The organism is Catellatospora sp. NPDC049111, assembly GCF_040648615.1.
Taxonomy (GTDB): domain Bacteria; phylum Actinomycetota; class Actinomycetes; order Mycobacteriales; family Micromonosporaceae; genus Catellatospora; species Catellatospora aurea.
The window spans coordinates 194,813-215,254 of sequence record NZ_JBEZEB010000005.1 but is presented as its reverse complement, the minus strand read 5'-3'; the positions used below and the strand labels follow the sequence as shown (position 1 = coordinate 215,254).

The 20,442-nt window shown below is 67.6% G+C and carries 17 protein-coding genes and 1 pseudogene; 13 read left to right on the top strand and 5 right to left on the bottom strand.

The genetic code is table 11. The annotated features are described in order from the left end of the window. Window positions 1-282: 282 nt before the first annotated feature. The 9 genes from AB0B66_RS09845 to AB0B66_RS09805 all read left to right on the top strand — a co-directional run bounded on the left by AB0B66_RS09845 (window position 283) and on the right by AB0B66_RS09805 (window position 11,368). Entirely contained in the window at window positions 283-918 is a 636-nt protein-coding gene (locus tag AB0B66_RS09845; protein ID WP_360525753.1) for an isoprenylcysteine carboxylmethyltransferase family protein, read from the top strand. A gap of 159 nt (window positions 919-1,077) precedes the next feature. Next, window positions 1,078-1,428 (top strand): hypothetical protein, encoded by a 351-nt coding sequence (locus tag AB0B66_RS09840; protein ID WP_360525750.1) that lies wholly within the window; start codon window positions 1,078-1,080, stop codon window positions 1,426-1,428. After that, window positions 1,425-1,859 carry a MerR family transcriptional regulator gene (locus tag AB0B66_RS09835; protein WP_360525747.1) on the top strand — a complete coding sequence of 145 codons (435 nt, stop codon included), beginning with the start codon at window positions 1,425-1,427 and terminating at the stop codon, window positions 1,857-1,859. Before AB0B66_RS09840 ends, AB0B66_RS09835 begins: the two co-directional genes overlap by 4 nt. Then, a complete protein-coding gene (locus tag AB0B66_RS09830) occupies window positions 1,856-2,119 on the top strand; it encodes a hypothetical protein (protein ID WP_360525744.1) in 264 nt (87 codons plus the stop codon). The genes AB0B66_RS09835 and AB0B66_RS09830 overlap by 4 nt, the downstream gene beginning before the upstream one ends. Window positions 2,120-2,141: 22 nt before the next feature. Further along, window positions 2,142-2,480, top strand: coding sequence for a YnfA family protein (locus AB0B66_RS09825; RefSeq protein WP_360525741.1), 339 nt, complete (start codon window positions 2,142-2,144; stop codon window positions 2,478-2,480). 463 nt (window positions 2,481-2,943) lie between these two features. Then, window positions 2,944-5,586: a hypothetical protein gene (locus AB0B66_RS09820; RefSeq protein ID WP_360525738.1), complete on the top strand. Its 2,643-nt coding sequence runs from the start codon at window positions 2,944-2,946 to the stop codon at window positions 5,584-5,586. A gap of 82 nt (window positions 5,587-5,668) precedes the next feature. Beyond that, a complete protein-coding gene (locus tag AB0B66_RS09815; protein ID WP_360525735.1) occupies window positions 5,669-8,983 on the top strand; it encodes a hypothetical protein in 3,315 nt (1,104 codons plus the stop codon). A 221-nt stretch (window positions 8,984-9,204) separates the two neighbouring features. Next, window positions 9,205-10,035: a hypothetical protein gene (locus AB0B66_RS09810; RefSeq protein ID WP_360525732.1), complete on the top strand. Its 831-nt coding sequence runs from the start codon at window positions 9,205-9,207 to the stop codon at window positions 10,033-10,035. 295 nt (window positions 10,036-10,330) lie between these two features. Next, the gene (locus AB0B66_RS09805; protein WP_360525729.1) at window positions 10,331-11,368 is read left to right on the top strand and encodes a hypothetical protein; all 1,038 of its coding nucleotides are present in this window, start codon (window positions 10,331-10,333) and stop codon (window positions 11,366-11,368) included. A gap of 535 nt (window positions 11,369-11,903) precedes the next feature. On the opposite strand, the pseudogene AB0B66_RS09800 reads toward AB0B66_RS09805, so the two are convergent. Continuing rightward, window positions 11,904-12,251 (bottom strand): annotated as a pseudogene (locus tag AB0B66_RS09800) (YfcE family phosphodiesterase); the annotation flags it as partial. A gap of 10 nt (window positions 12,252-12,261) precedes the next feature. Further along, the gene (locus tag AB0B66_RS09795; protein WP_360525726.1) at window positions 12,262-13,251 is read right to left on the bottom strand and encodes a tetratricopeptide repeat protein; all 990 of its coding nucleotides are present in this window, start codon (window positions 13,249-13,251) and stop codon (window positions 12,262-12,264) included. 145 nt (window positions 13,252-13,396) lie between these two features. On the opposite strand from AB0B66_RS09795, the gene AB0B66_RS09790 reads away from it, so the two are divergent. Continuing rightward, on the top strand, window positions 13,397-14,680 hold the full coding sequence (locus tag AB0B66_RS09790; RefSeq protein WP_360525723.1) for a hypothetical protein: 1,284 nt from the start codon (window positions 13,397-13,399) through the stop codon (window positions 14,678-14,680). A 9-nt stretch (window positions 14,681-14,689) separates the two neighbouring features. Here AB0B66_RS09790 and AB0B66_RS09785 read toward each other — a convergent pair whose 3' ends face one another. Continuing rightward, the gene (locus tag AB0B66_RS09785) at window positions 14,690-15,397 is read right to left on the bottom strand and encodes a DUF4386 domain-containing protein (RefSeq protein ID WP_360525720.1); all 708 of its coding nucleotides are present in this window, start codon (window positions 15,395-15,397) and stop codon (window positions 14,690-14,692) included. Window positions 15,398-15,486: 89 nt separating this feature from the next. Then, window positions 15,487-16,377, bottom strand: a complete 891-nt coding sequence (locus AB0B66_RS09780) for a LysR family transcriptional regulator (protein WP_360525717.1) — start codon at window positions 16,375-16,377, stop codon at window positions 15,487-15,489. A 70-nt stretch (window positions 16,378-16,447) separates the two neighbouring features. On the opposite strand from AB0B66_RS09780, the gene AB0B66_RS09775 reads away from it, so the two are divergent. After that, window positions 16,448-17,320: a 4-hydroxy-tetrahydrodipicolinate synthase gene (locus AB0B66_RS09775; RefSeq protein WP_360525714.1), complete on the top strand. Its 873-nt coding sequence runs from the start codon at window positions 16,448-16,450 to the stop codon at window positions 17,318-17,320. A 105-nt stretch (window positions 17,321-17,425) separates the two neighbouring features. Here the strand turns inward: AB0B66_RS09775 and AB0B66_RS09770 are convergent, their stop codons facing one another. Beyond that, window positions 17,426-17,863, bottom strand: a complete 438-nt coding sequence (locus AB0B66_RS09770) for a DUF4265 domain-containing protein (protein WP_360525711.1) — start codon at window positions 17,861-17,863, stop codon at window positions 17,426-17,428. Window positions 17,864-18,019: 156 nt separating this feature from the next. Here AB0B66_RS09770 and AB0B66_RS09765 point away from each other — a divergent pair, with 156 nt between their 5' ends. Continuing rightward, complete coding sequence (locus AB0B66_RS09765) at window positions 18,020-19,921, top strand: M4 family metallopeptidase (protein ID WP_360525708.1); 1,902 nt, start codon at window positions 18,020-18,022, stop codon at window positions 19,919-19,921. Window positions 19,922-20,006: 85 nt separating this feature from the next. Beyond that, on the top strand, window positions 20,007-20,441 hold the full coding sequence (locus tag AB0B66_RS09760) for a Calx-beta domain-containing protein (protein ID WP_360525705.1): 435 nt from the start codon (window positions 20,007-20,009) through the stop codon (window positions 20,439-20,441). Window position 20,442: the final 1 nt, after the last annotated feature.

Below are 20,442 nucleotides of genomic sequence, written 5' to 3'. Positions count from 1 at the left end.
GTCAGCGATACCCGCGCCAAATTGTGCAGGCACCTCGGCGGCGTGCCACGGACTGCATTGCCGGCAGATCCGTCCCGCCTCGGCGTCCGAATCGCTTCCGGGCGCAGCGATGCAGACTTCCAGCGCTGGGCGCACGTGCAGCATGCCGTCGGCAAAGCACGATAAAGGACAGAATGAATTCATTGAACTCTGGATCGAGGCGTCGTACTGTGAACGCAGCCGCGAACGCCGGCCACCCCGCGGAATTGCCGAAGCGAACAGCACTGGTGAGGTGCAATTTCGATGTACTGGACAGCGTTCGCGGTATATGTTGCCGGGCTGGTGACCGCCATCGGCGGCCGCACACTGCTCCACTACGTAAGAACCGGCGAGAGCGGGCACCGCCACAGCCACCCCCGGTTCGGCACCGGAGCATGGGGAGCGCAGCTGACACTAGGCCTGGCACTGCCACTGGGCGCGGCAGCACCCCTGCTCGCCGCGATGAACGTTCTAGCGCCGCCGGCACCCCTGGTCAACCCGATCATTCAGGCCGCCGGGTTGCTGCTCGCAACGCTCGGCTTCGTCGGCGTCCTCGCCGCCCAGCAAGCCATGGGCGCCTCATGGCGAATCGGCGCCGACGGCAGCGAGCAAACCCGCCTGATCACCACCGGCGTTTTCAGAGTGGTACGAAATCCGGTGTTCACCGCAATGCTGATCGCCGTCGCAGGCCTAACGGCCGCAGTACCCAGCGTGCTGCAACTGGTGGTCTTCCTGCTCATGCTGACCGGAATCCAGCTGCAAGTCCGATACGTCGAGGAACCGGCCCTGCGTCAAGCTCATGGCCAAGCCTTCGAAAGCTATGCCGCGTCCACTGGCCGATTTCTGCCTGCCGCCAGTACAGCAAACCGCCGCCAGAAACCGCCTACCCCCACGGCTTGACCTGCAGAGTCACCTCCAAGTTACGCGACCACGCCCCAACCCCGATTCGCGCCGTCGCCTGATGCTGGCGCCCTCTATGGGCGAAGCGCCGAACAACGGCATGGCCGGCATGCAGCAGGACTTGCATCCGGTACCTGGGTACAGGCTTACGGTGAAGTCATGACCGAAAAAGCTGCCGACGCGGTATGGGCGCCGCAGGAGTGCACCCTTCCGACCGCGCAACAGCCACTGCGCATGGCCGAGCTCGACGCCCTATTCACCACCGCCATCCGCAGCGCGGAAAACCTCGGCGACCGGCACCTGCGCCTGACCCTTGCAGGCGGCCCGGATCTGGAGACGATGGTCCGCGACCTCGCCGCGCGCGAGAGCGACTGCTGCTCCTTCTTCACCTTCACCACCACAGCTACCGCACCAGGTGAAGTGACCCTCGACGTCGAAGTCCCACCCGCACACACCGACGTCCTATCCGCGCTCGCCGAACGGGCCGACACCATGCGCAGGCCCCGGTGAACACCGGCCTGCGCAGCGGGGAACTGGCCGACGCGGCAGGGGTGAACCTGCAAACCCTGCGCTACTACGAACGCCGCGGGCTGCTGGCCGAACCGGCCCGCAGCCCCGGCGGCCACCGGCTCTACCCGCCCGAGGCCCTGACCCTGCTGCGGGTGATCAAGACGGCGCAGCGCCTCGGGTTCACCCTCGACGAGGTCGCCGAACTCGTCGACCTAGGCACCCACCGACACGGCCGCCACCGCGACACCAGCCTGCAGAAACGCGCCACTACCAAACTCATCGAGATCGAAACGAAGATCGCCGACCTGCAAACCATCGCCGCAAGCCTGCGCACCGCCCTGGACGCCGGCTGCGACGACCTGACAACGTGCGCCACCACCGACTGCTGCCCCATACCGCTCGCCAGCCCCGACCACGGAGACAACAAATGATCAACAGACTGCGCGCGATCCTTCCCAGCGGACTCGGCGGGCTCACCGGCCTGGCCTGCGTCCTGTGCTGCGCCATCCCACTACTGCTGGCCGCGGGCATCGTCGGCGGCGCCGGCTGGGCAGCCCTCGGGCAGGTCATGCCCGGCATCGCCGTCGCGCTCGCAGCTTTGACCGCACTTGCCTGGTGGCGGTCCAGCAGGCGGCGTAGCGCGCATGCCGGCGCCTGCCCGGGTGGGGCGTGCTCTTGCCCCCGGCCGTGATGGGGCTGGTTAAGCTGCGCGAATGCTGATCGCCCGCTCTATCGTCCTGTTCGCCGTAGCGGCACTGCTCGAGATCGGCGGAGCGTGGCTGATCTGGCAGGGCTGGCGCGAGCACCGCGGACTGTGGTGGATCGCCGCCGGCGTCATCGCGCTGGGCGCCTACGGATTCGTGGCCACCTTCCAGCCCGATGCGAACTTCGGCCGCATCCTTGCCGCTTACGGCGGGGTGTTCGTCGCCGGTTCCCTGGCCTGGGCCATGGTCGTCGACAAGTTCCGGCCCGACCGCTACGACATCATCGGCGCAGCGGTATGCCTGATCGGCGTCGCAGTGATCATGTACGCGCCGCGGGCCGCCAACTGAGGCAGCAACCGCAGGGGCGTGGCAGGGGAGGCGGCAGGGGACCTTCCCGGCGCGGTCTGTCGACCGGCTCGGTTTGGAATTCGTGGGGCCGGTGTCAGGCGGCTGGCGGCGCGAGCCCTGCCAGGGACACAGCCACCAGTCGCCCGACACCGGCGTTCGACGACAGTCCCGAAGCCGCCTGCAGTGCACTCAGACAGAACTCCGCCAACTCCGCGGCGGGAACTTCGTCGTGCACTTCACCGGCCTTCGCGGCGTCGCCGATCAGCTGTGCGACAAGCTCACGTAGATGGGCGTGCTCCGTAGGCCAAGTGCTCACCTTGATGCAACGACGCCGCCACGGGGCCCGCACCATGCTGGGCGCGGCAGATGTCCGCATAGGTGTCGGCGACGGCCGACACAGCTCGGCACATGCGGGGAACGGGCCACACCAGTGGCCTCGTCGTCGCCGCGTAAGGTCGGCGGCATGACTCCGGCTGCGGACACAAGCGCCCAGGGCCGTACCGAATACCGCACGTTAACGGTCTCCCTCCGTCCATCACGACACGCGGTGGGGTATCCGGCCTCCGAGGACTGGGTTGACGTTGCCCGCCGAGCAGTCGGCGACCTGTCGCGCTTCTGGGGCGGGGGACAGGCGGTACTTCTGCCCATCGGCGCAGACGGTGGATGCGGCCCGGTGCTGTTGAACGTGTTGCGTGCCTACGACCCCGACTATGTCGGCCGGTTCGTCCGTACCTCATCTGATCGCTCTGGCCAGCAGTTGGACGCGTTCGACGGGTTCTCCGGCAACTACGCAAACGAGCACGAGGGACTTTCGATCTTCCAGCGCCGTCTGCGAGATCGAGGGCGCGAGGCGGACGACGACAGCGATTGGCCACGCTTCGCCGAGCAGATTGATCAATGGTGTTCACCGCACGTGCCCGTGTTCGCAAGCGGCGGAGTCTTCCAGCCGATGTTCATGCAGATCCACAATGCAGATCACAACGTGGACCCAGCGCGCGGGGACCTGCCCTTCGAGAACTCGAACAAATGGTTCACACTCGACCTCAGCGCTGTCCCGGACCAGTTCGCGCTGATGATCGAGACACGGGTTGGCAGCCTCGCCAGCTCGGTCGGCAAGCCCGGTGTCCTCGAAGTGCCAGTCCACAGCGACGACTACCCAGCCCTGGCTGAACTGGCGATCACTGGCCGAGTTCACGGCCTTGGCAGACTCGTCGATCGCTACCGCCAGGTGGCCCGAGCCGCGGGCCACTCGCCGGCCGAACTCACCACTGAGACATTCGAGGGGATGACGCCATTCGCTCGGACCCGGCAGTGGACGGTCCAACTGAACAACGGCATGAGCCCCCCGCTGATCATCGTCGCAGGCGACAGTGCCGATGATCATGCTCTGGCGATGCTATGCGACCGGACGTACGGCAACGCCGCTTGGCTACCGGCGACGGCTGCGCGTGGTGACGACGAGGTTGGCGCCGCCATCAGGGAAGTCACGCGTGATCTGTGGAACGGCTGGGCACATCCTCTCGGCGTCCGTCCGCAGGAGATCTGGCTGGTCAGCACCTCGATGGCCGACCGAGATCTAGCCGCATTGGCTGAGGAACTCGCACCGGAATATGCCTCCAGCTTCGATGCCTCGCTGCGGCCCGAACCATGGCTTACGAAGGTCACCCTCAACAGCCTGCACGATCAGCCGTGGCATCGCTGGCTAGGCGACGCCGACTACTTCAAGCTCCCACTCAGCGTTCCCGTGCACGTCACCGATACCGCGGTCGAACTTCCGACCCCGCTATTGACTCCTGTGCCCGACGCGCGTGGCCACCTCGGTGAAGAGCTTCGCTGGCAAGTCGACGTCATGATGCCTGGCCACCACCTGCCGCAACTCACCGCGCCCGAGCGGCGGTTGTTGAACATCGACGACGCGGGAGCCTTCACCGAGGCGCATGTGAGGATCAGCCATCTTGGGCTGTGCTTCGCCTCGGACAAGGCCGGCTACGCGATGCTGGGTGCCGGGCCAGTGGAGAACCTAGCGCGTCCCAGGTTGAGATTCCCGACAGCATTGTCGATCTTCGCCGAAGCTGCTCGGCGCAAGGGCGCAACAGTAAGGGTTTCCAACGCTGGTCGGCGAGCCAGTCTTGCGCTTCGGAAATGGGGATCGCTGGAGGCGCTGACCGATGCCCTGCAGGGGCCATGTCGGCTGCTTCTGAATGCCTTCGTGGCGCCTCGCCCCAGCGGCGACTACGGCATCGGCTACAGCCTCCGCAGCAAGGGGTACGTGTCACACGAATACGCCGCTCGTGTCGTCGGTGAAGGCGCTCGGTACCTGCTGGACGAACTGAACAGCCGATCCCTCGTCCGCCGCGGCCTCATCCTCACCTGTGAGAGATGCAACTCCAGAGACTTCATCCCCATCGCGGCTATCGCCGACACATACGACTGCATCGCGTGTGGCTCACCCAATCACCTTGTGAATGATCGATGGGCAAAGCACGTCGTAGAGCCAGAGTGGTTCTACGACCTCGACCCCGTCATGCGTGACCTCCTCAGAGACAACGGAGACGTCCCGCTGCTGGCCATAGCGCGGTTGCGGGAGAACGCACTTAGCGTGCTCTACTGTCCCGAACTGGAGATCGTAACCGCTCGTAGCGGCGGCCCGGAGGTGGAAACCGACATCTGCGTGATCATCGACGGCCAGATCGTCACAGGGGAGGCGAAGTCGAACGGCTCCCTTGACGGCTCAAGCCGAAAGTCGGCACGCAAGATCGTCAAGGCGGCAGAGATCCTCGGGGCTAACCGGATCGTCATGGCCACTTCCGCCGATGACTGGGCACCGGGAGTCCGCACCGCAGTCGACGAGGCACTGGCTGCATCCACGCCATACTTCTGGCGCGGCGAACCAACGATCAAGGAGATGACCGCAGTGCGCCCCGCCGCAGGTGGGCCACCAGCCGACTACTCCGAGCTGCTCAAAATGGATCCTCAACTGGCGCTCACGGAACTTTTGGCGCTACCCGCGTGGGCTGGTGGCGCAAGGCGAGACGCTCTTGTCGCAGCGGTTCGGGCCGGGCTAGCGGGCCCGGAGGCCGAGGCGCCCGCAACAGACGTCTGCTAGCTCTAAGGCTTACTGAAGTACGACACTTGGTCCGACCGCTGGCTGAGCGAACAGCCGTCGTTACTCCGCTATCATGAGCCTCGTGGCTGGCAAGAAAGTTGGATCTCCGCTGGCCTCAGGCGGAGCCGGCACGATCTTTGAATATCGGGTTGCCGCGATCCTCCTCGCAGACCTTCTCAGCGGAGCCCAGCCGCCGGGATTAGGTACTAGCATTGACCGGCTCGGACTGCAGCAGCTCGTCCGAGGCCACCACCTCGACGACGTCAGCCTCTACGGACCCGGACAGACCTCAAGCGTCGAGTTCCAGGTAAAGCGGACACTGACGGTCACAGCCAACGACGCCGACTTCGCCGACGCCGCCACACAAGCGCTCCACGCACTCGTGTCGAAGCACGACTCCATACGTCGAGGCGAACACGTACTCGGAGTCATTGCCCAAGGCAACGCCAAGGCACTCAGCGAACTGGACGACCTCACAAGGTGGGCCCGACCTCACGCCGACCCTGACACCTTCTACGAAATCATGGTCAAGGACGTCGTAGCCGAACCCCTTCGCAACAGACTCAACCACGTCAAGGCAGTGGTCCAGAAGGCCATCGCCGCGGGCGCACCGCCGCAGGGCGACGTTAACCGAACAACACACCGCCTGCTCGCCGCCCTGCACGTGTGGCGGCCCGCCGTAGATGACAACGGGACGGACTACCGCGTCGCACTGGACCGTCTCCGTGCCACCGCCGATCGGTTCGGGCAGATCCCGTCGACGATCTTCGCCCACCTTGCCAGTCTGGCCCAGACCTGGGGACCGTACGCCGGAGTGGTGGACGCCGACACCGTGCTGCGAAACCTGCGGCGACGAGGTCTGCGGGACGTGACTCTGCTTCCCAACGTCAAGCAGGACGGTATCGACGTCGACGCCGTGGTCCGTGGACCGATCGATGCACTCGAACTGACCGAGGCACTGTCACACGCCGAGCAGCTGCTTGCCTGCGGCGACACCATGGCGGCAGCCGCGTTCGAAGCCCTCGCCACGAAGCTGCACGACAGTAAGTTCGGCCCCCACGCCATTGTCATGCGGCGCCGGCAGGCCGATGCGCTACAGGCCGCAGGCGACTTGGACCAGGCAACCATGATTCGCGCAGGGCTTGCCTGGCATCACCTCGACCAAGTCCAACCGTGGGAAGCAGGCTTCGCCACCCACGATGAATCAAGAGTCCTCACAGACGGCGAGGTGAGCCCCGAGGCCAGCCGAGCTCTGGAGGTCGTGAACGCGGCCATCTGGGTAGCCAAGGGAAGTTCCATAGACGGGTTCCTCCAAGCCTTCGACCAGATGGCTCCAGGAGATCCGTTCGAAGCCCAAGCCGCGGTCTTCCTATGCGAACACGCGATAGCAGCCGACCACATGCAAGTCGTGACAAGCAGGATCGCGACACTGCGCGCGATCCTCGAAGGGAATCCATCGGCCAGCACCACAGAAAGCGGAACCCGTCTACTCCACGCCCGGCTTCGCATGGGGATCGCTGACGCGACAGGCGAATGGCAAGACGCCATCCGCGCGATGCACCGGTCACAACCGCCGAACATCGTCGCCTGGGCTCATGCACGACACGGTCGATACCTCGCGCTCACCGGCGACGGAGCAGGAGCCCAGCACGAGTATCACGAGGCGATCGACCGCGCCGTGGCCTCACAGATGTACGACGAAGCAGCAGACTGGCTCTACGCACTTCGCACCGTCCGACACTGGTACACCGACAGCATCGAAGCCGACGACCAGCATCCGAGAGCACAGGCACTTCGACCCCTCGCCAAGGCCAGCGTGCTACCTGGAGCACCTCACACGAAAGAACTCGCCCTTGAGTCGATGCTCGACCCTACGGCTCAGAACGAGTCGTTGCGAAGGACCCAAAGCTGGCGATGGCAGTCAGCCGTCCGCGCCGAACTCACCGACGAACTGTCGGCACGCAGAGCGACAGCAGAAGTGCTCCGACGCGCAGGCGATATCGAACAGGCCGTCGAGCAGCTGGTCAGCGCAGGCAGCGTCGCGCTTGCCAAAAAGGTCGCAGCAGAGCTACCAGAGAACACCGCCAACATGCCATGTACCACGCGGCCGGCACCCCACGCTCGAGCAGCAGCGTTCTCGGCAGCCGCATCAGCAGCAGACCTACTCAGCGACGACCAAGCACGCGCCTGGGCAACACTCGGACTGGAAGAGATAGCCCAGCACTCTGGGCCGGAACCGCGGTCAGAACCCGATCCCTACCGCTCCGCCTATGAAGTGGTCGCCGCGACGCCGCATCTACTCAACGACGCGCAGCAACATCAACTCCTTACCGTGATCGGCCGGTTGATCGAAGACAGCCAGGCGGGCTACGTTCCCCAGGGCGACTCGATCACCTCGGTCCTGTCGGCCCTCTCCAACCACCCTGAAGCACCAGCGATCTACGCACAAGGCTTGTCGGCACATCACATGCTCGCCCAACAACTACTCGCGGCAGTTGACAGCTTCACCCATGCGGCACCAGCCATTGCAGCCTCACTCAGCGCACACGCGGAAAGCCACCGGTGGCCCGCGCTTGCCATACTTCGACTCGGTCTTGACGTTGGCCCAGGATCAGCTGTAGCACGTCAAGAGGTTGAAAGCTGGCTGCAGCCAAGACCCCAGCACGCTGGCCGCCGGACTAGATACCAGGACGAAACCTACGTCGCTGACTTCGCCGCAGCACTGGACAACGACCTCAGACACAAAGTCGCCCACACAGCGCTACGCCGAGGCTTGGACCAAGGCGACATTCGTTCAAATCGCCGCGGAAGTCTAGCCATCCTCAACTACCTCGCACAGCACCTCGAACCAGCCGCTCGCATTACATTGATGCCAGACGTCCTTGATGTTGCCCGAGGCGGACACGAGGACAGCGCAGACTTTGGCTGGGTTGCTGAGCTGCCCATAAGCTCAGTGGCGCTGCTATGCGTCACTCAACTTGACCCAGATCCCCAAACCTGGGTCGAAATACAGCAGATCGGCATCACCCAGCTAGGCAGCAGCGACGACCAACGGCCGATAATTCAGGCACTCCTGCGTGTACCGGAATCCCTATGGTCGTCTGACTACCGCCTGCTAGCCCACCATACGCTTCCATCACTGCGAGCGCTCGCAGGCATACGGTGGGTGACGCACCGATCTCACGAGCCGCTACCTCCACACATTGCTAGCCTGGCGAGAGATCCGAAACCAGTGGTACGACGGTCACTCGCACATGCATTGGGAAAGAAGCGAGAGTCGCTCACGCCGGCGTTGCGCAATCTTGTCGAAGTGCTCGCCCAGGACGTACGTCGCAGCGTCAGGCAGCCAGTCAAGAGTATGGGACCCGACGCTCGTCCGTCGTCGAACGATCGCTAGCCACAGGTGCGTACAGCGACCTCTCGGCACCAGGAAGCCATGATCAGACTGATCGTGCAACGGTCGAGCCGGCTTGACCACCGCCATCGTCAGGGCTGCGGCGTGTGGTCCACCCAAACAGGGCATGGCCGCAACCGGCTGACGGCGGTTGCCATTGCCCCAGCGGCCGATAACTGATGCGCTACGCTCCTGCCGCCCTAACGGAGTGTGTGGAGGCACTGGTGACCGCCCCAGATCAACAAAAACTTACCGAGAACGCATACACCGTGCTGGCGACTTTCATCCTGCGCGCCCGCCGCGTCGAAGCGCACTCCCTCGCAGCAGACCGAACACGCCTGCTCGACTGGGCCCAAGGTAAAGCCAAGTTAACCGTCCGTACCGATGGCGGCCCAGCGGAGCTCGCCATCGATCTCCCCGAAGAAGAGGCACTTGACTCCCTCGCAGCCCGGTGTCGTCCGTTCATCCTGAACAACGAGACCGTCTATCACGCCAAGGTCATGAACGCCCTCGGCTACCTCACTCGCGGGGAACAAGACCTGGCGGACAAGCTTCAAACGCTCAAGGCGGGCTGGAGGCGACTTGATCCTTCGACCAAGACAGCGCTGGCTTACGACTCACAAACCGGTCCCGTCGGCGGGCGGCTCGGTGCACCGGTCACTGACGTCGCCCTGGCATACGCATGGCTCTACGGCGATCTCGTCCACGCTGACGACATCACCGACCGAGTAGCAAGCCATGACATCGACGCTAGATATCAAGGCGCTGCGCTAGTCATCGCCAACGTCGCTGTTGAGGTCATCAAAACGATGGGGCTCATCCGACTAGCCCTCAACGGCGGAGTCCTCACTCTAGACCCAAAGTTGTTCACGGAGAGAGTGACCGTCCGCACCAGCATCAGGCAGACACTCGCCGCCGTGGCCCTAGGCCCCATCGGAACGCCCCGTGAAGTGCTAGAACGAATACTCGACGAGCAGGCGGCAGCCGCCTTCACTGCTGGCACAGAGGGCGCCGCGACCGACCACGACCGTCCAATGGCCTTAGATAACGATTAGACAGGGCCCGGCCTCAAGCTGCGCGGATGGTGAGGACCCGGCCGTGGGGTCTTGCCGAACGCGGGGTCGCCATGCCGCGCTGCGTCGCTCGTCCGTGACGTTCTGGTGGACGTGGCGGGAAGGGCCGTAGCCTGAATGAGCTTGGAGGGAGCGGACCGTGACCCGGTATGCGGTGGACGAGGATCGTGGCGAGGTACTTGCAGTCTGGGGGACTGGCCGGGGCGATCGGTGTCGCGTGATAGCGAATCTTCCCGCAACAGGTAGCCGAAACGCTCTCGATGGCATGGTGATGGGCTTGACGTCGCTGTCGCGCGAACTGTGGCGCTGCTACTCCCACCCAGCGAGCGCCGCTGGCAGCATGGGAGTCAACACCGAGGGGTGGCGTCGGGAGAAACGCCGAGAGGGCTTCGCAGATGTGCTGACCTGGATCAGGTCACCACACCTGCCGGACGACAACGGCATGCTGCTGATGTCCTATGACCCTGTCGAGGAACTCTCACATCGCGTCGGCCGTGCCCTGCTCGCGCTGAAGGACGCGGCGCTGGCTGACGCGATCACGGCGGAGGTGTCGATCGAACTCAACGCGGTGGAGAGGGCAGAGCTCGGTGACCTGACTGGCAGGGCTGCGCAGGCAGTCCTGCTGACAAGAGCGGATGCTTCACCGGTGCAGGTGATGGCAGCTGATGCGATCCTGGCTCAGGATCCACTTGGTGGCAACGATCTGTTCGTGGACGTTGACCCGACCGCAGCCGCCGTTGCTGCCGCGCACTGGCTCCGAGCAGCAGCTGAGGTGACCGCCGAAGCTGCGGGATACGAGTTCACCCGGGTGGTCGAGGAGTCGGACAATATCTCGGCGCTGCCGCATCGGACGCCTACCGCGGTACTTGAGCTGATGGCGGGCGGGCTGAGCCCGCACGACTCGGTGACAGGACTGATCCGAGAGGCGATGCTCGTTGCCGAAGGCCTGGCACCAGACATCGATGAACTAAAAGACAAGATCGTCGAGCTGGAGACACTGGTCGACCGGTACGGGGCGGAGGACGAAGGGCCCGGCAGTGAACTGCTGACCGTCAGGCTGACGCCGCTGGATCCGATGAGGCCCGCCCGAGACATGCTGGAGGATCTGCTCTCTGGTATCGAGGGCTGCCTGGCGCTTTACCGCGAGGCGTATTACTCGGCCGACACCGCAGGCGCCGGCACCGCGCGCGCCGACGACGACGAGGACGAGGATCCCGATGAGGACGGTACCGACGACGTCGACGAAGAGATCGACGACATATTCCGCGCCGAGGTACAGGCTCGAGCGGCAGAAGACCATGAGCGTCTGCTCTGAGGGGCGGCGGCCCCGAAGGCACCGGTAACCCAGTCGGAGGAATTCCGATTTGGGCGGACTTCGGCGTGGTCTTACGGACGGGCGCGCGGTTAAGCTGGGTAAATACAGCGCAGAAGTGGTGCAATCACAGACCCCTTGACTGGGGCACTTTATACTTCTGGTGACATCGGCAACCGTTGCCTAGTACACCGCTGACCCTTTATACATACTTGGGGGTCAAGGCTGCCTTGGGCGTAGACGTACGAGCCGGTCGACTTGATCGCTGCTCAGGCCCGTCATCTTCTCTACCCGCGACGGCCTGTCCGCGAAGATCGTTTGTGTTCTCACACGCCAAGTGATCTACCCGCAGACGGCCGTCGCGTCTATTCCCGACATATCATAAGTTGATCAAGATCGGTTCGTGCGCGCCCATCGACGGTGGTCTGTTAATAACCCTCAAAGGTGTTCCATGAGATCGGGGCTCCGTCCCGGTCGAGGCCCCGGATCACAGGTGTTAGCGCACCTGCCGGGGCCGTTTACGTGTTACAGGTTTAGAGATGTTGTGCTGGCCGAAGAACAGCACGTCGCAGTCGGGGAACAGGGCGGCGCAGCGCCGCTCGCGACCGGCCGCGGGGCCGGTCTCGTGCACGACGGCGATGCGCAGGCCGTGCAGCTCGGCGCGGACCGTCTCCGGCAGCCGGGCGCGCAGGTCGGGACCGTCGTTGTTGCCGTACACCGCGATCAGCCGCTTGGCCCGCTGTTCCAACTTGTCGAGCAACGGCAGGTCGGCCCAGTCGCCCGCGTGCACCACGACGTCCGCGCCGTCCACCGCGTCCCACAGCGGCTCGGGCAGGTCCCGCGCCCGCTTCGGCACATGCGTGTCCGCCATGACCACCAACCGCACGACGTCCACCCTAAGCCGAGCGCGGCCGCGCCTCGCGCGCCGCGGCGACGAGGTCGGCGGGCAGGCCAGGCCCCGCGCACGCGTGATCGATCAGCACCTGCCGGTACGGCGACTCCGGCATCCCTTTCGCGAGTTCGACCAGTTCGGCCAGGTCGGTGGCCGAACCGGTGAGCCTGGCCCGGTACGCCACGCGCGCGGCGAGCAGCGTCACCTCGGCCGGCTCATGGTCCAGGCCGCGCGCGGCCCACTCCACCGCCGCGGCGAAGTCGCCCTGTTCTGCCCACAGGTCGGCGATGTCGAGGAACAGCGACCAGTTCGTCGGGTCCAGCGCGAGCGCCCGCTCGAACGCGGCCAGGGCTTGGCCCATGTCGCCCAGCCTGCGCCAGGTGCCCGCCCGGACGACCTCGGTGAACATGACCCGTTCGACCGCGTCCGCCTGATCGCAGAGCGCGAACGACTGGTCCGTCAGACCGCACGCCCGCAGCATGATCGCCATACGGGCCAGTGCCGCGGGTCGCGGATCACGCGCCGACACCACCGCGATCGCGTGCAACCACGGCGCGAACCGCTCCCGCATGCCGTCGGCGGCCAGGTCGTGCCCGCCGTCGGTGGTGCGCAGCGCGGCCTCGCCGAGCGCGTCGGCGCTCACCGAGGTGAGGAAGCGCTCGTCGGCGAACCAGGGCGCGGCCGCCCAGGTGTTGCGCGGCTCAAGGCCGGTGACCGAGCCCAGCCAGAGCACCGCCGTGTCCATGTCGCCGTCGCGGAAGCACACGTAGGCGTTGGCCGCGCAGGTTCCGGTCGACGCGGCGGCTTCGAGGAACCGGGCGGCCTCCGCGGGGTGGGACTGGCGCAGCTCGTCCAGAGCCTCGTAAGGCCCTGCCGCGTGCGGCTGCTGCGCGATGGCCCGTGCGAGGTGGCGAGCCGCCGCAGTCGGGTCACCGCCGCAATGTGCCAGGACGCGGGCGAGGACGAGGTCGAGGGTCGGCGCGGGCTGGGACATCGCCTGAGGTTAGCCGTGACGCATGGAGACTTCTGGGGCTGGGGCGGCCTGAGGGGGCCGGGATCGAGGATCGTCCGGCCGACGCGGCGCGGCCGGGCATAGCCTGGTCGGTGAATGCGCAGGCTACCTGCTCGAAGGAGCCGAAATGAGCACGTCCACGGGTGTCCAGCCGTTGCAGGGGCCGCCGGCGTCCGGCCTGTTCCAGGGGCGGCGCATCGTGGTGGTCAGCGACGCCGACGCGGTTCCGTCCGCGCCGCTGCACGCTCGGCTCGGCCCGCGCGAGGCGGGGCAGGAGGACACGCTCACGGTCATCGAACTGCCGCTGGCCTTCGACGGCACCCCGCCGAGGATGGGCACGATCGCCGCGTCGAACTCGGTGACCCCGCCGCCGAGCGTGCTCGCCGTCGACGCCGAGGGCACGCACGCGTACGTCATCGAGACGCTCGGCCAGCGCGGCCCGGACGCGCACCTGCTCACCGACCTCGACGCCGGGAGCACGGTGCGCGCGTACGCCATCACGGACGCGACCAGGCCGGAGCTGCTGTTCGCCTACCCGGCCGGGCACATGCCGCAGGCCGTGTCGCTGCATCCGCGCGGCGGCCTGCTCGCCCTCGCGGGCGGCGACGTGTTCGCGATCCTCGGACCCGACCCGCACCCGTCGCTGCGCCTGATCCCGGTGGGGCCGAACGGGTTCGGCGACGCGTTCGTGCTCGTGCCACGCGGCGAGGACGGCGGGCCGCTGGTGCCGTCCTACGTGGAGTGGCATCCCGGCGGCGAGCTGCTCGCGGCGTGTTTCCCCTGGCGGGACGAGGTGCGGCTGTATGCCGCGCACCGCACGCCGGAGCTGTGGATCGAGCCGCTGGGGCTGCCGATCAGGACCGGGCGGTTCCCGTTCGAGGGCCGGTTCACCCCCGACGGGCGGCACTTTCTCACGACGGACCTCCAGCAGCCCAGCGACGAAGATGACGACGTGCTTGCGGGACGGGTGTCCGTGCTGCGCGTCGACCCGGCGACGGGGGCGGGGGAGAAGATCGGCGAGGCCGTGGTGGGCCGCAATCCCGGCGGCCTGGCCGTCAGCCGCGACGGCCGCCGCGTGGTCACCTCGAACCTGCGGCTGAGCCACCTGGCGTGGGGCGATCCCCGGTTGGACCGGCAGTGCTCGCTGAGCCTGCTCACCTTCGACCCGGCGAGCGGCCGCCTGGAGACCGTCGGCGAGGAGCTGTTCGACGGGCTGCGGCCCGAGGGCGTCGCCTTCGACGCCGACGGCAAGTTCGTCGTGGTGACCGTGTTCGACCATCTCGATCTGGTGCATCGCCGCGGCGAGCTGCGCTTCTTCGAGGTCGTCGAGGAAGGCGGGCGGCTGCGGCTGTGCCCGACGTACTACTCGATCGAGGTCATGCGCGGCCCGCACACCGTCGTCGTCGTGTGAGCCGACGCTTCAGCCCGCCACCGGCTCCGGCGTGCGTGCCGTGGTCGGCGCTGCGTTCAGCGCGTGCCGCCGGACGCCGAGGATGAGCAGGTAGCCGACCATCCAGAACTCGCCGATGGACGCTGGGTAGGACAGCGCCTCGGTGACGACCTGTGCGTCGGGCATCAGGTATCGGAGGAACGCGCTGACCATGTATCCGACGCCGCCGGCGACGAGGATCCAGCCCAGGGCGCGGGGCATCCAACCTGATCGCAGCACGCACCAGCCCATGGGGATGAGCCACAGGCCGAAGAACAGCGCGCAGGCGCCCCAGAGGCCGTCGCTGACCAGGTACAGCATTTGGACGTTGGCGGCGGCGTCGCCGACCGGGTCGACCGCGACCTGGGCCGCGGTGGCCAGCAGCGCCGCGCTCACTATGCCCACAACCGCGTTGACCAGGCCGAACGCGGCGATCCCGCGCGAGGCGAAGGAGTCCACCGTGCGGAACAGCCGGTGGAACCAGACGGCGGCGAGGGTCTGCGTGACGACCATGCCCAGTTCCAGGGCGACGCCGGCGCGGGCGAGCGACTCGTTCGCGACCAGGTTGGCCAGCGTCGCGTCAGGATCGCCGGCGACGAAGAGCTGCTGGCGCACGACGAGGAAACCGAGCACGCCGGTGATGGCGTTGCCGAGGTAGAACAGCCCGGTCAGCCGGGCGGTACGTGTCAGCGTGTGCATCGTGACCCTCCCATGTAAAGAAAACTTGACACGCCGAAGGTAAAGTAAACACGACATCATGTCAAGAATCTTTGACAGGGAGCGAGGTGCTATGCGAGGAACTGCGTGGTGGCGGTGCGGATGGCCGCGACGCTGGCGGCCACGGCCGGGTGGTCTTCAGAGCCGCGCCGGTACGCGATCCTGGTGCGCCGCCGCGAGTCCAGCGGCATCAGTCGCACTCCGGCGGGCGGCTGCACCGCGCCGAGCTGCGGCACCAGCGCAACGCCCAACCCGGCCGCGACCAGCGCCAGCACCGCCGTGAAGTCGTCGGCGTGGTGGCGGGCCCGCAGCTGGTAACCGGCGGACTGGCAGATGCGCACCGCCACGGTGTGGCACAGCGTGCCCGGCGTGCCCACGATCCAGTCGGCGTCGCGGGCCGCGTGCACCGGGTCGTCGGCGACCGGAAAGCCCTCGGGCACCGCGAGGTACACGGTCTCGTCGAGCAGCGGCACGGAGTCGACGGTCGGGTCCGGCACGACGGGCGCGAGGTCGTAGTCGTGCAGCAGCGCCACGTCGAGGCGGCGTTCGCGCAGCGCGTCGGGCATGGCGACCGGGTCCAGCTCGGTGACCATCAGGTCCAGGGCCGGATGGTCGCGGGCGAGGGCGACCAGCGCCGCGGGCAGCAGGGTGCGCACCGCCGTCGGGAACGCGCCGATGCGCACCGTGCCGTGCAGGCCGGTGCGGGCCGCGGCCAGCGTCGCCGCGGCGGCCTCGAGTGCCGCGAGCACGGTCTCGGTGTGCCGCACCAGCGCGGCCCCGGCCGGGGTGAGGGTGACGCCGCGGCCGGTGCGTTCGGTCAGCGGCACACCGGCTTCCCGTTGCAGCACGGCGAGCTGCTGCGACACGGCCGAGGGGGAGTAGGTGTGAGCTTCGGCGACCGCCGCGATGGTGCCGAGCCGGGCCAGGTCGCGCAGCAGGCGCAGCCTGCGGACGTCAAGCATCAGGTCAGCTTACGGGTCACGTCAGGAATCGGAACTGGTCCTTCCGGAAGGGTTTCGGCAGCATGAGGACATGACGACACTGCACGGCCTGTACCTTCCCCTGATCACGCCCTTCGCCGCCGACGGCACGGTGGCCCTCGACGCGCTGGAGCGGCTGGCCCACCAGGTGCTCGACGACGGCGCGACCGGCCTCGTCGCGCTCGGCACCACCGGCGAGCCCGGTTCGCTCACCGAGGCCGAGAAGCAGGCGGTCGTCGAGACCGTCGCCCGGGTCTGCCGGGAGCGCTCGGCCCCGCTGATCGTCGGCGCGGCCACCGCCGAGGCCCTGGCCGGACTGGCCGCGACACCGGAGGCGGTCGCGGCGCTGACCGTGGTGCCGCCGTTCGTGCGCCCCGGCGAGGACGGCGTGGTCGCGCACTTCACCCGGCTGGCCGCGGCGAGCCCGGTGCCGCTGGTCGTCTACGACATCCCCTACCGCACCGGGCAGTACCTGACCGCGGGCGCGCTGCGGCGGCTGGCAGCGATCCCGAACGTGGCCGGGGTCAAGTACGCCGGTGGCGGCATCAACGAGGACACCGTCGCGCTGATGGCGGACCCGCCGGAGGGCTTCGCGGTGCTCGGGGGCGACGACACGTTCGTCTCGCCGCTGCTGGCGCTCGGTGCGCACGGCGGCATCCTGTCCTCGGCGCACCTGGCGACCGCGCAGTTCGCCGAACTGATCCGGCTGTGGCAGTCCGGTGACGCGATCCGCGCCCGCGCACTCGGCCACCGGCTCGCACCGCTGTCCAAGGCGCTGTTCGCCGAGCCCAACCCCACGGTGGTCAAGGCCGCGCTGCACGCACAGGGCTGCATCCCGACCGCGGGCGTACGCCTGCCGCTGCTCGACGCCCACCCCGACAGCACCGCCGCGGCCCTCAAGCAGCTCGCCGAGGTCGGCGGCTGACCTCGACGATCAACATGTTGCAGTTTCGGGGAAACTGCAGGAATCCGGGCACTGGTTCCTGCAGTTTCCCCGAAACTGCAGGAACCGATCCGGTCCGGTTCCCGGTCAGGCGGTGCCGAACTGCCATTCCATGCCGGGGATGTGCTCGCCGGCCTCGGCCATGATCGCCTCGACGGTGTCGCGGCCTGCCGCGGACGGCACCGTGGCGACGGCGAACTGCCGCTGCGGCGGGGCCTCGACGTAACCGCCGACGGACTCGAAGGCCTTGGCCAGCCACGCCATCGCGTGCTCGTCGAGCGGCGGGTCGGCGTACACCTGCACGCTGTCGTTCGGGCCGCGCCGCACCACGTGGAAGCCGCCGGACGCCAGCGTCAGCACGTCCCCGGCGGCCGCGCCGGTCACCAGGCCGGGGCTGCCGACCAGCTCCACCAGCCCGCCCGGCAGCGCCTTGGCGGGCAGCACCTCGGTGATGAGCCGGCCGTCGGGCTCGGTGACGGTGAGCCGGACGTGGCCGTACTGGTCGGAGTCGCTTGCCTCGGTCATGGCCGAGATCATGCCAGCCGCCCCGCCGCCGGGTAACCCCCGATCGCTGCAGCTTCCTGCACCGCGTTCAAGCTGCTGCACAACCCTGCCACAACCGCGTGACAGCCGCGCCCGCGTACCCCTGTGGCCACTGGCTACAGGGAAGGGAAGGTCGTCATGAGACGGATATCCGTGGCGCTCGCGGCGGTGCTGCTGTGCGGCAGCGCGGTCGCGCTGGCCGCGCCCGCGCAGGCCGCCTCGCCTGAGGAGACGGCGATAGCGCGCGCACAGGAGCTGATCAGGCTCAACCCGGAGGCGGTACGGGCCGCCGACGGTGACCGCTACGAGGTGTGGCGGGCCACGGTCACCCGGACAGGTTTCGCCCACGTCCGGTTCACCCGGCTGTTTCAGGGCCTACCCGTGGTGGGCGGGGACTTCGTGGTGCACCTGGCGCCCGGCGGCGCCCTCGACGGGTTCTCCGTGTCGCAGGACCGGCCGGTCGCCGTGGGCACCGAGCCCCGGGTCACCGCCGCCCAGGCGGCGAGCACGGCCCGTGACGCGCTGCGCGCGTCCGAGGTCGGCACGCCGCAGCTGGTCGTCGACGCGGTCGGCGGCACGGGCCGGCTGGCGTGGCGGGTGCCGGTGACGGCGGCGACGGGTGAGGCCGACGCGCTCGTCGACGCGGTCGAGCCGCGGCTGCTGCGGGCGAATCCGCTGGAGCACACGGCCAACGGCACCGGGCACAGCGTCTACGGCGGCCAGGTGCCGCTGAGCACCACGCAGACGATCTTCGACTACAAGATGATCGACCCGCTGCGCGGCAACTCGAAGACCTGCGACATGCAGCACACGACGGCGGGCCCGTGCGTGACGTTCGCCGACGTGAACAACGTCTGGGGCGACGGCAATCCGGCGACCAACCAGAGCGCGGCCGTGGACGTGCACTACGGCTCGGCCAACACGTGGGACTTCTACCTGAACGTGCTGGGCCGGCACGGCATCTTCGACGACGGCGTGGGCACCGTCTCCCAGGTGCACCGCGGCACCAACTGGGCGAACGCGAGCTGGAGCTCGACGCAGAAGGTGATGCGCTACGGCGACGGCAGCAACGGCCTGCGGCCGCTGGTGTCGCTGGACGTCGTCGGGCACGAGATGTCGCACGGCCTGACCCAGGCGTCGGTGCCGGGCAACCTGACGTACTCGGGGGAGTCCGGCGGGCTCAACGAGGGCACCAGCGACATCATGGGCGCGATGGCCGAGTTCTACGCCGACAACGCCGTGGACACGCCGGACTACCTGATCGGCGAGGAGTTCGACATCTGGGGCACCGGCGACCCGCTGCGTTACATGTACCAGCCGTCGCTGGACGGGATCTCGAAGGACTGCTGGTACAACGGCATCGGCAACCTCGACCCGCACTACTCCTCCGGGGTGACCAACCACTTCTTCTTCCTGGCCGCCGAGGGCAGCGGGGTCACGCCGTACGGCACCAGCCCGACCTGCAACGGCTCGTCGGTCGTCGGCATCGGCCGGGACCGGGCCACCCAGATCTGGTACCACGCGCTGACGAACTACTTCACGAGCAACGAGACGTTCGCGCAGGCGCGGGCCGACACGCTGGCCGCCACGGCGGAGCTGTACGGCAAGTGCGGCAGCACCTACCGGACCGTGGCGATGGCGTGGGCGGCGGTCGGCGTCGGCACGTACAGCTACCCGTGGAAGCAGTGCATCCCGAAGTGGAACCTGGTCTGGGAGGAGTGGCCGCAGCCGCCGTTCCTGGACCCGGGCCCGATCAAGTGGCTCACCAAGGTGCAGGAGAAGGGCACCCTGGAGACCGTCGAGGTCGCCGTCAACCTCACCCACCCGCACCGCGGTGACCTGCGCCTGGAGCTGGTCTCCCCGGCCGGCCGGTCCTACCTGCTCAAGGCCGCGAACGCCGACGACCGGGCCGCCGACCTGACCGAGGTGTACCAGGTGCGCCTGGGCGGGGTCGCCGAGGTCGGCGAGTGGGCGCTGGTGGTCGAGGACGTCGTCAAGGGCGAGCAGAGCCACCTGCGCGGCTGGAGCCTGCTCTACTGACCGAGGATGTGCCTGGCCGCCGGTCGCAGGGCCGGTGGCCAGGCACACAACCTTTCCACAACCCGGCCTGCCTACCGTGCGGGCCATGACTCGTTTCGCGCGCTGGCTCAGCGCATCGGCCCTGGCTCTCCTCGCGACGATCGTGCTGCTGCCGCAGCCCGCCTCCGCCGCCGTCGGCGTCGTGCCGTGCGGCCAGAACTGCCTGGCGCAGGCCCTGGACGCGGTCTGCTGGGAGAAGGAGTGGTGCGCCGTCAAGATCGAGGTGAAAGGCACACCCGCAGTCGGCACCGTGGTGAACTACCGTACCGCCAACGGGACCGCGGCCGCCCCTGGCGACTATGTCGCGGTGCCTTCCGGTGAGGTGTCACTGATCGCCGAGGGTGTCACCCAGTTGCGGATCTTCGTGGCCGGTGACGCGGTACGGGAACGTGACGAGACGTTCGCCGTCGAGTTCGTCGACCGGGACGGGCGGGTGCTGGCCACCGCCACCGTGGTCGTCCAGGATCGCGCAGCGCACTAGC

Excerpts from the sequence above, each read along its gene's own strand:
- AB0B66_RS09825 (WP_360525741.1), top strand. The coding sequence starts at position 2,142 with ATGCTGATCGCCCGCTCTATCGTCCTGTTCGCCGTAGCGGCACTGCTC.
- AB0B66_RS09780 (WP_360525717.1), bottom strand. The coding sequence starts at position 16,377 with ATGCTTGACGTCCGCAGGCTGCGCCTGCTGCGCGACCTGGCCCGGCTC.
- AB0B66_RS09775 (WP_360525714.1), top strand. The coding sequence starts at position 16,448 with ATGACGACACTGCACGGCCTGTACCTTCCCCTGATCACGCCCTTCGCC.
- AB0B66_RS09820 (WP_360525738.1), top strand. The coding sequence starts at position 2,944 with ATGACTCCGGCTGCGGACACAAGCGCCCAGGGCCGTACCGAATACCGC.
- AB0B66_RS09790 (WP_360525723.1), top strand. The coding sequence starts at position 13,397 with ATGAGCACGTCCACGGGTGTCCAGCCGTTGCAGGGGCCGCCGGCGTCC.
- AB0B66_RS09795 (WP_360525726.1), bottom strand. The coding sequence starts at position 13,251 with ATGTCCCAGCCCGCGCCGACCCTCGACCTCGTCCTCGCCCGCGTCCTG.
- AB0B66_RS09760 (WP_360525705.1), top strand. The coding sequence starts at position 20,007 with ATGACTCGTTTCGCGCGCTGGCTCAGCGCATCGGCCCTGGCTCTCCTC.
- AB0B66_RS09845 (WP_360525753.1), top strand. The coding sequence starts at position 283 with ATGTACTGGACAGCGTTCGCGGTATATGTTGCCGGGCTGGTGACCGCC.
- AB0B66_RS09770 (WP_360525711.1), bottom strand. The coding sequence starts at position 17,863 with ATGACCGAGGCAAGCGACTCCGACCAGTACGGCCACGTCCGGCTCACC.
- AB0B66_RS09840 (WP_360525750.1), top strand. The coding sequence starts at position 1,078 with ATGACCGAAAAAGCTGCCGACGCGGTATGGGCGCCGCAGGAGTGCACC.
- AB0B66_RS09830 (WP_360525744.1), top strand. The coding sequence starts at position 1,856 with ATGATCAACAGACTGCGCGCGATCCTTCCCAGCGGACTCGGCGGGCTC.
- AB0B66_RS09765 (WP_360525708.1), top strand. The coding sequence starts at position 18,020 with ATGAGACGGATATCCGTGGCGCTCGCGGCGGTGCTGCTGTGCGGCAGC.
- AB0B66_RS09785 (WP_360525720.1), bottom strand. The coding sequence starts at position 15,397 with ATGCACACGCTGACACGTACCGCCCGGCTGACCGGGCTGTTCTACCTC.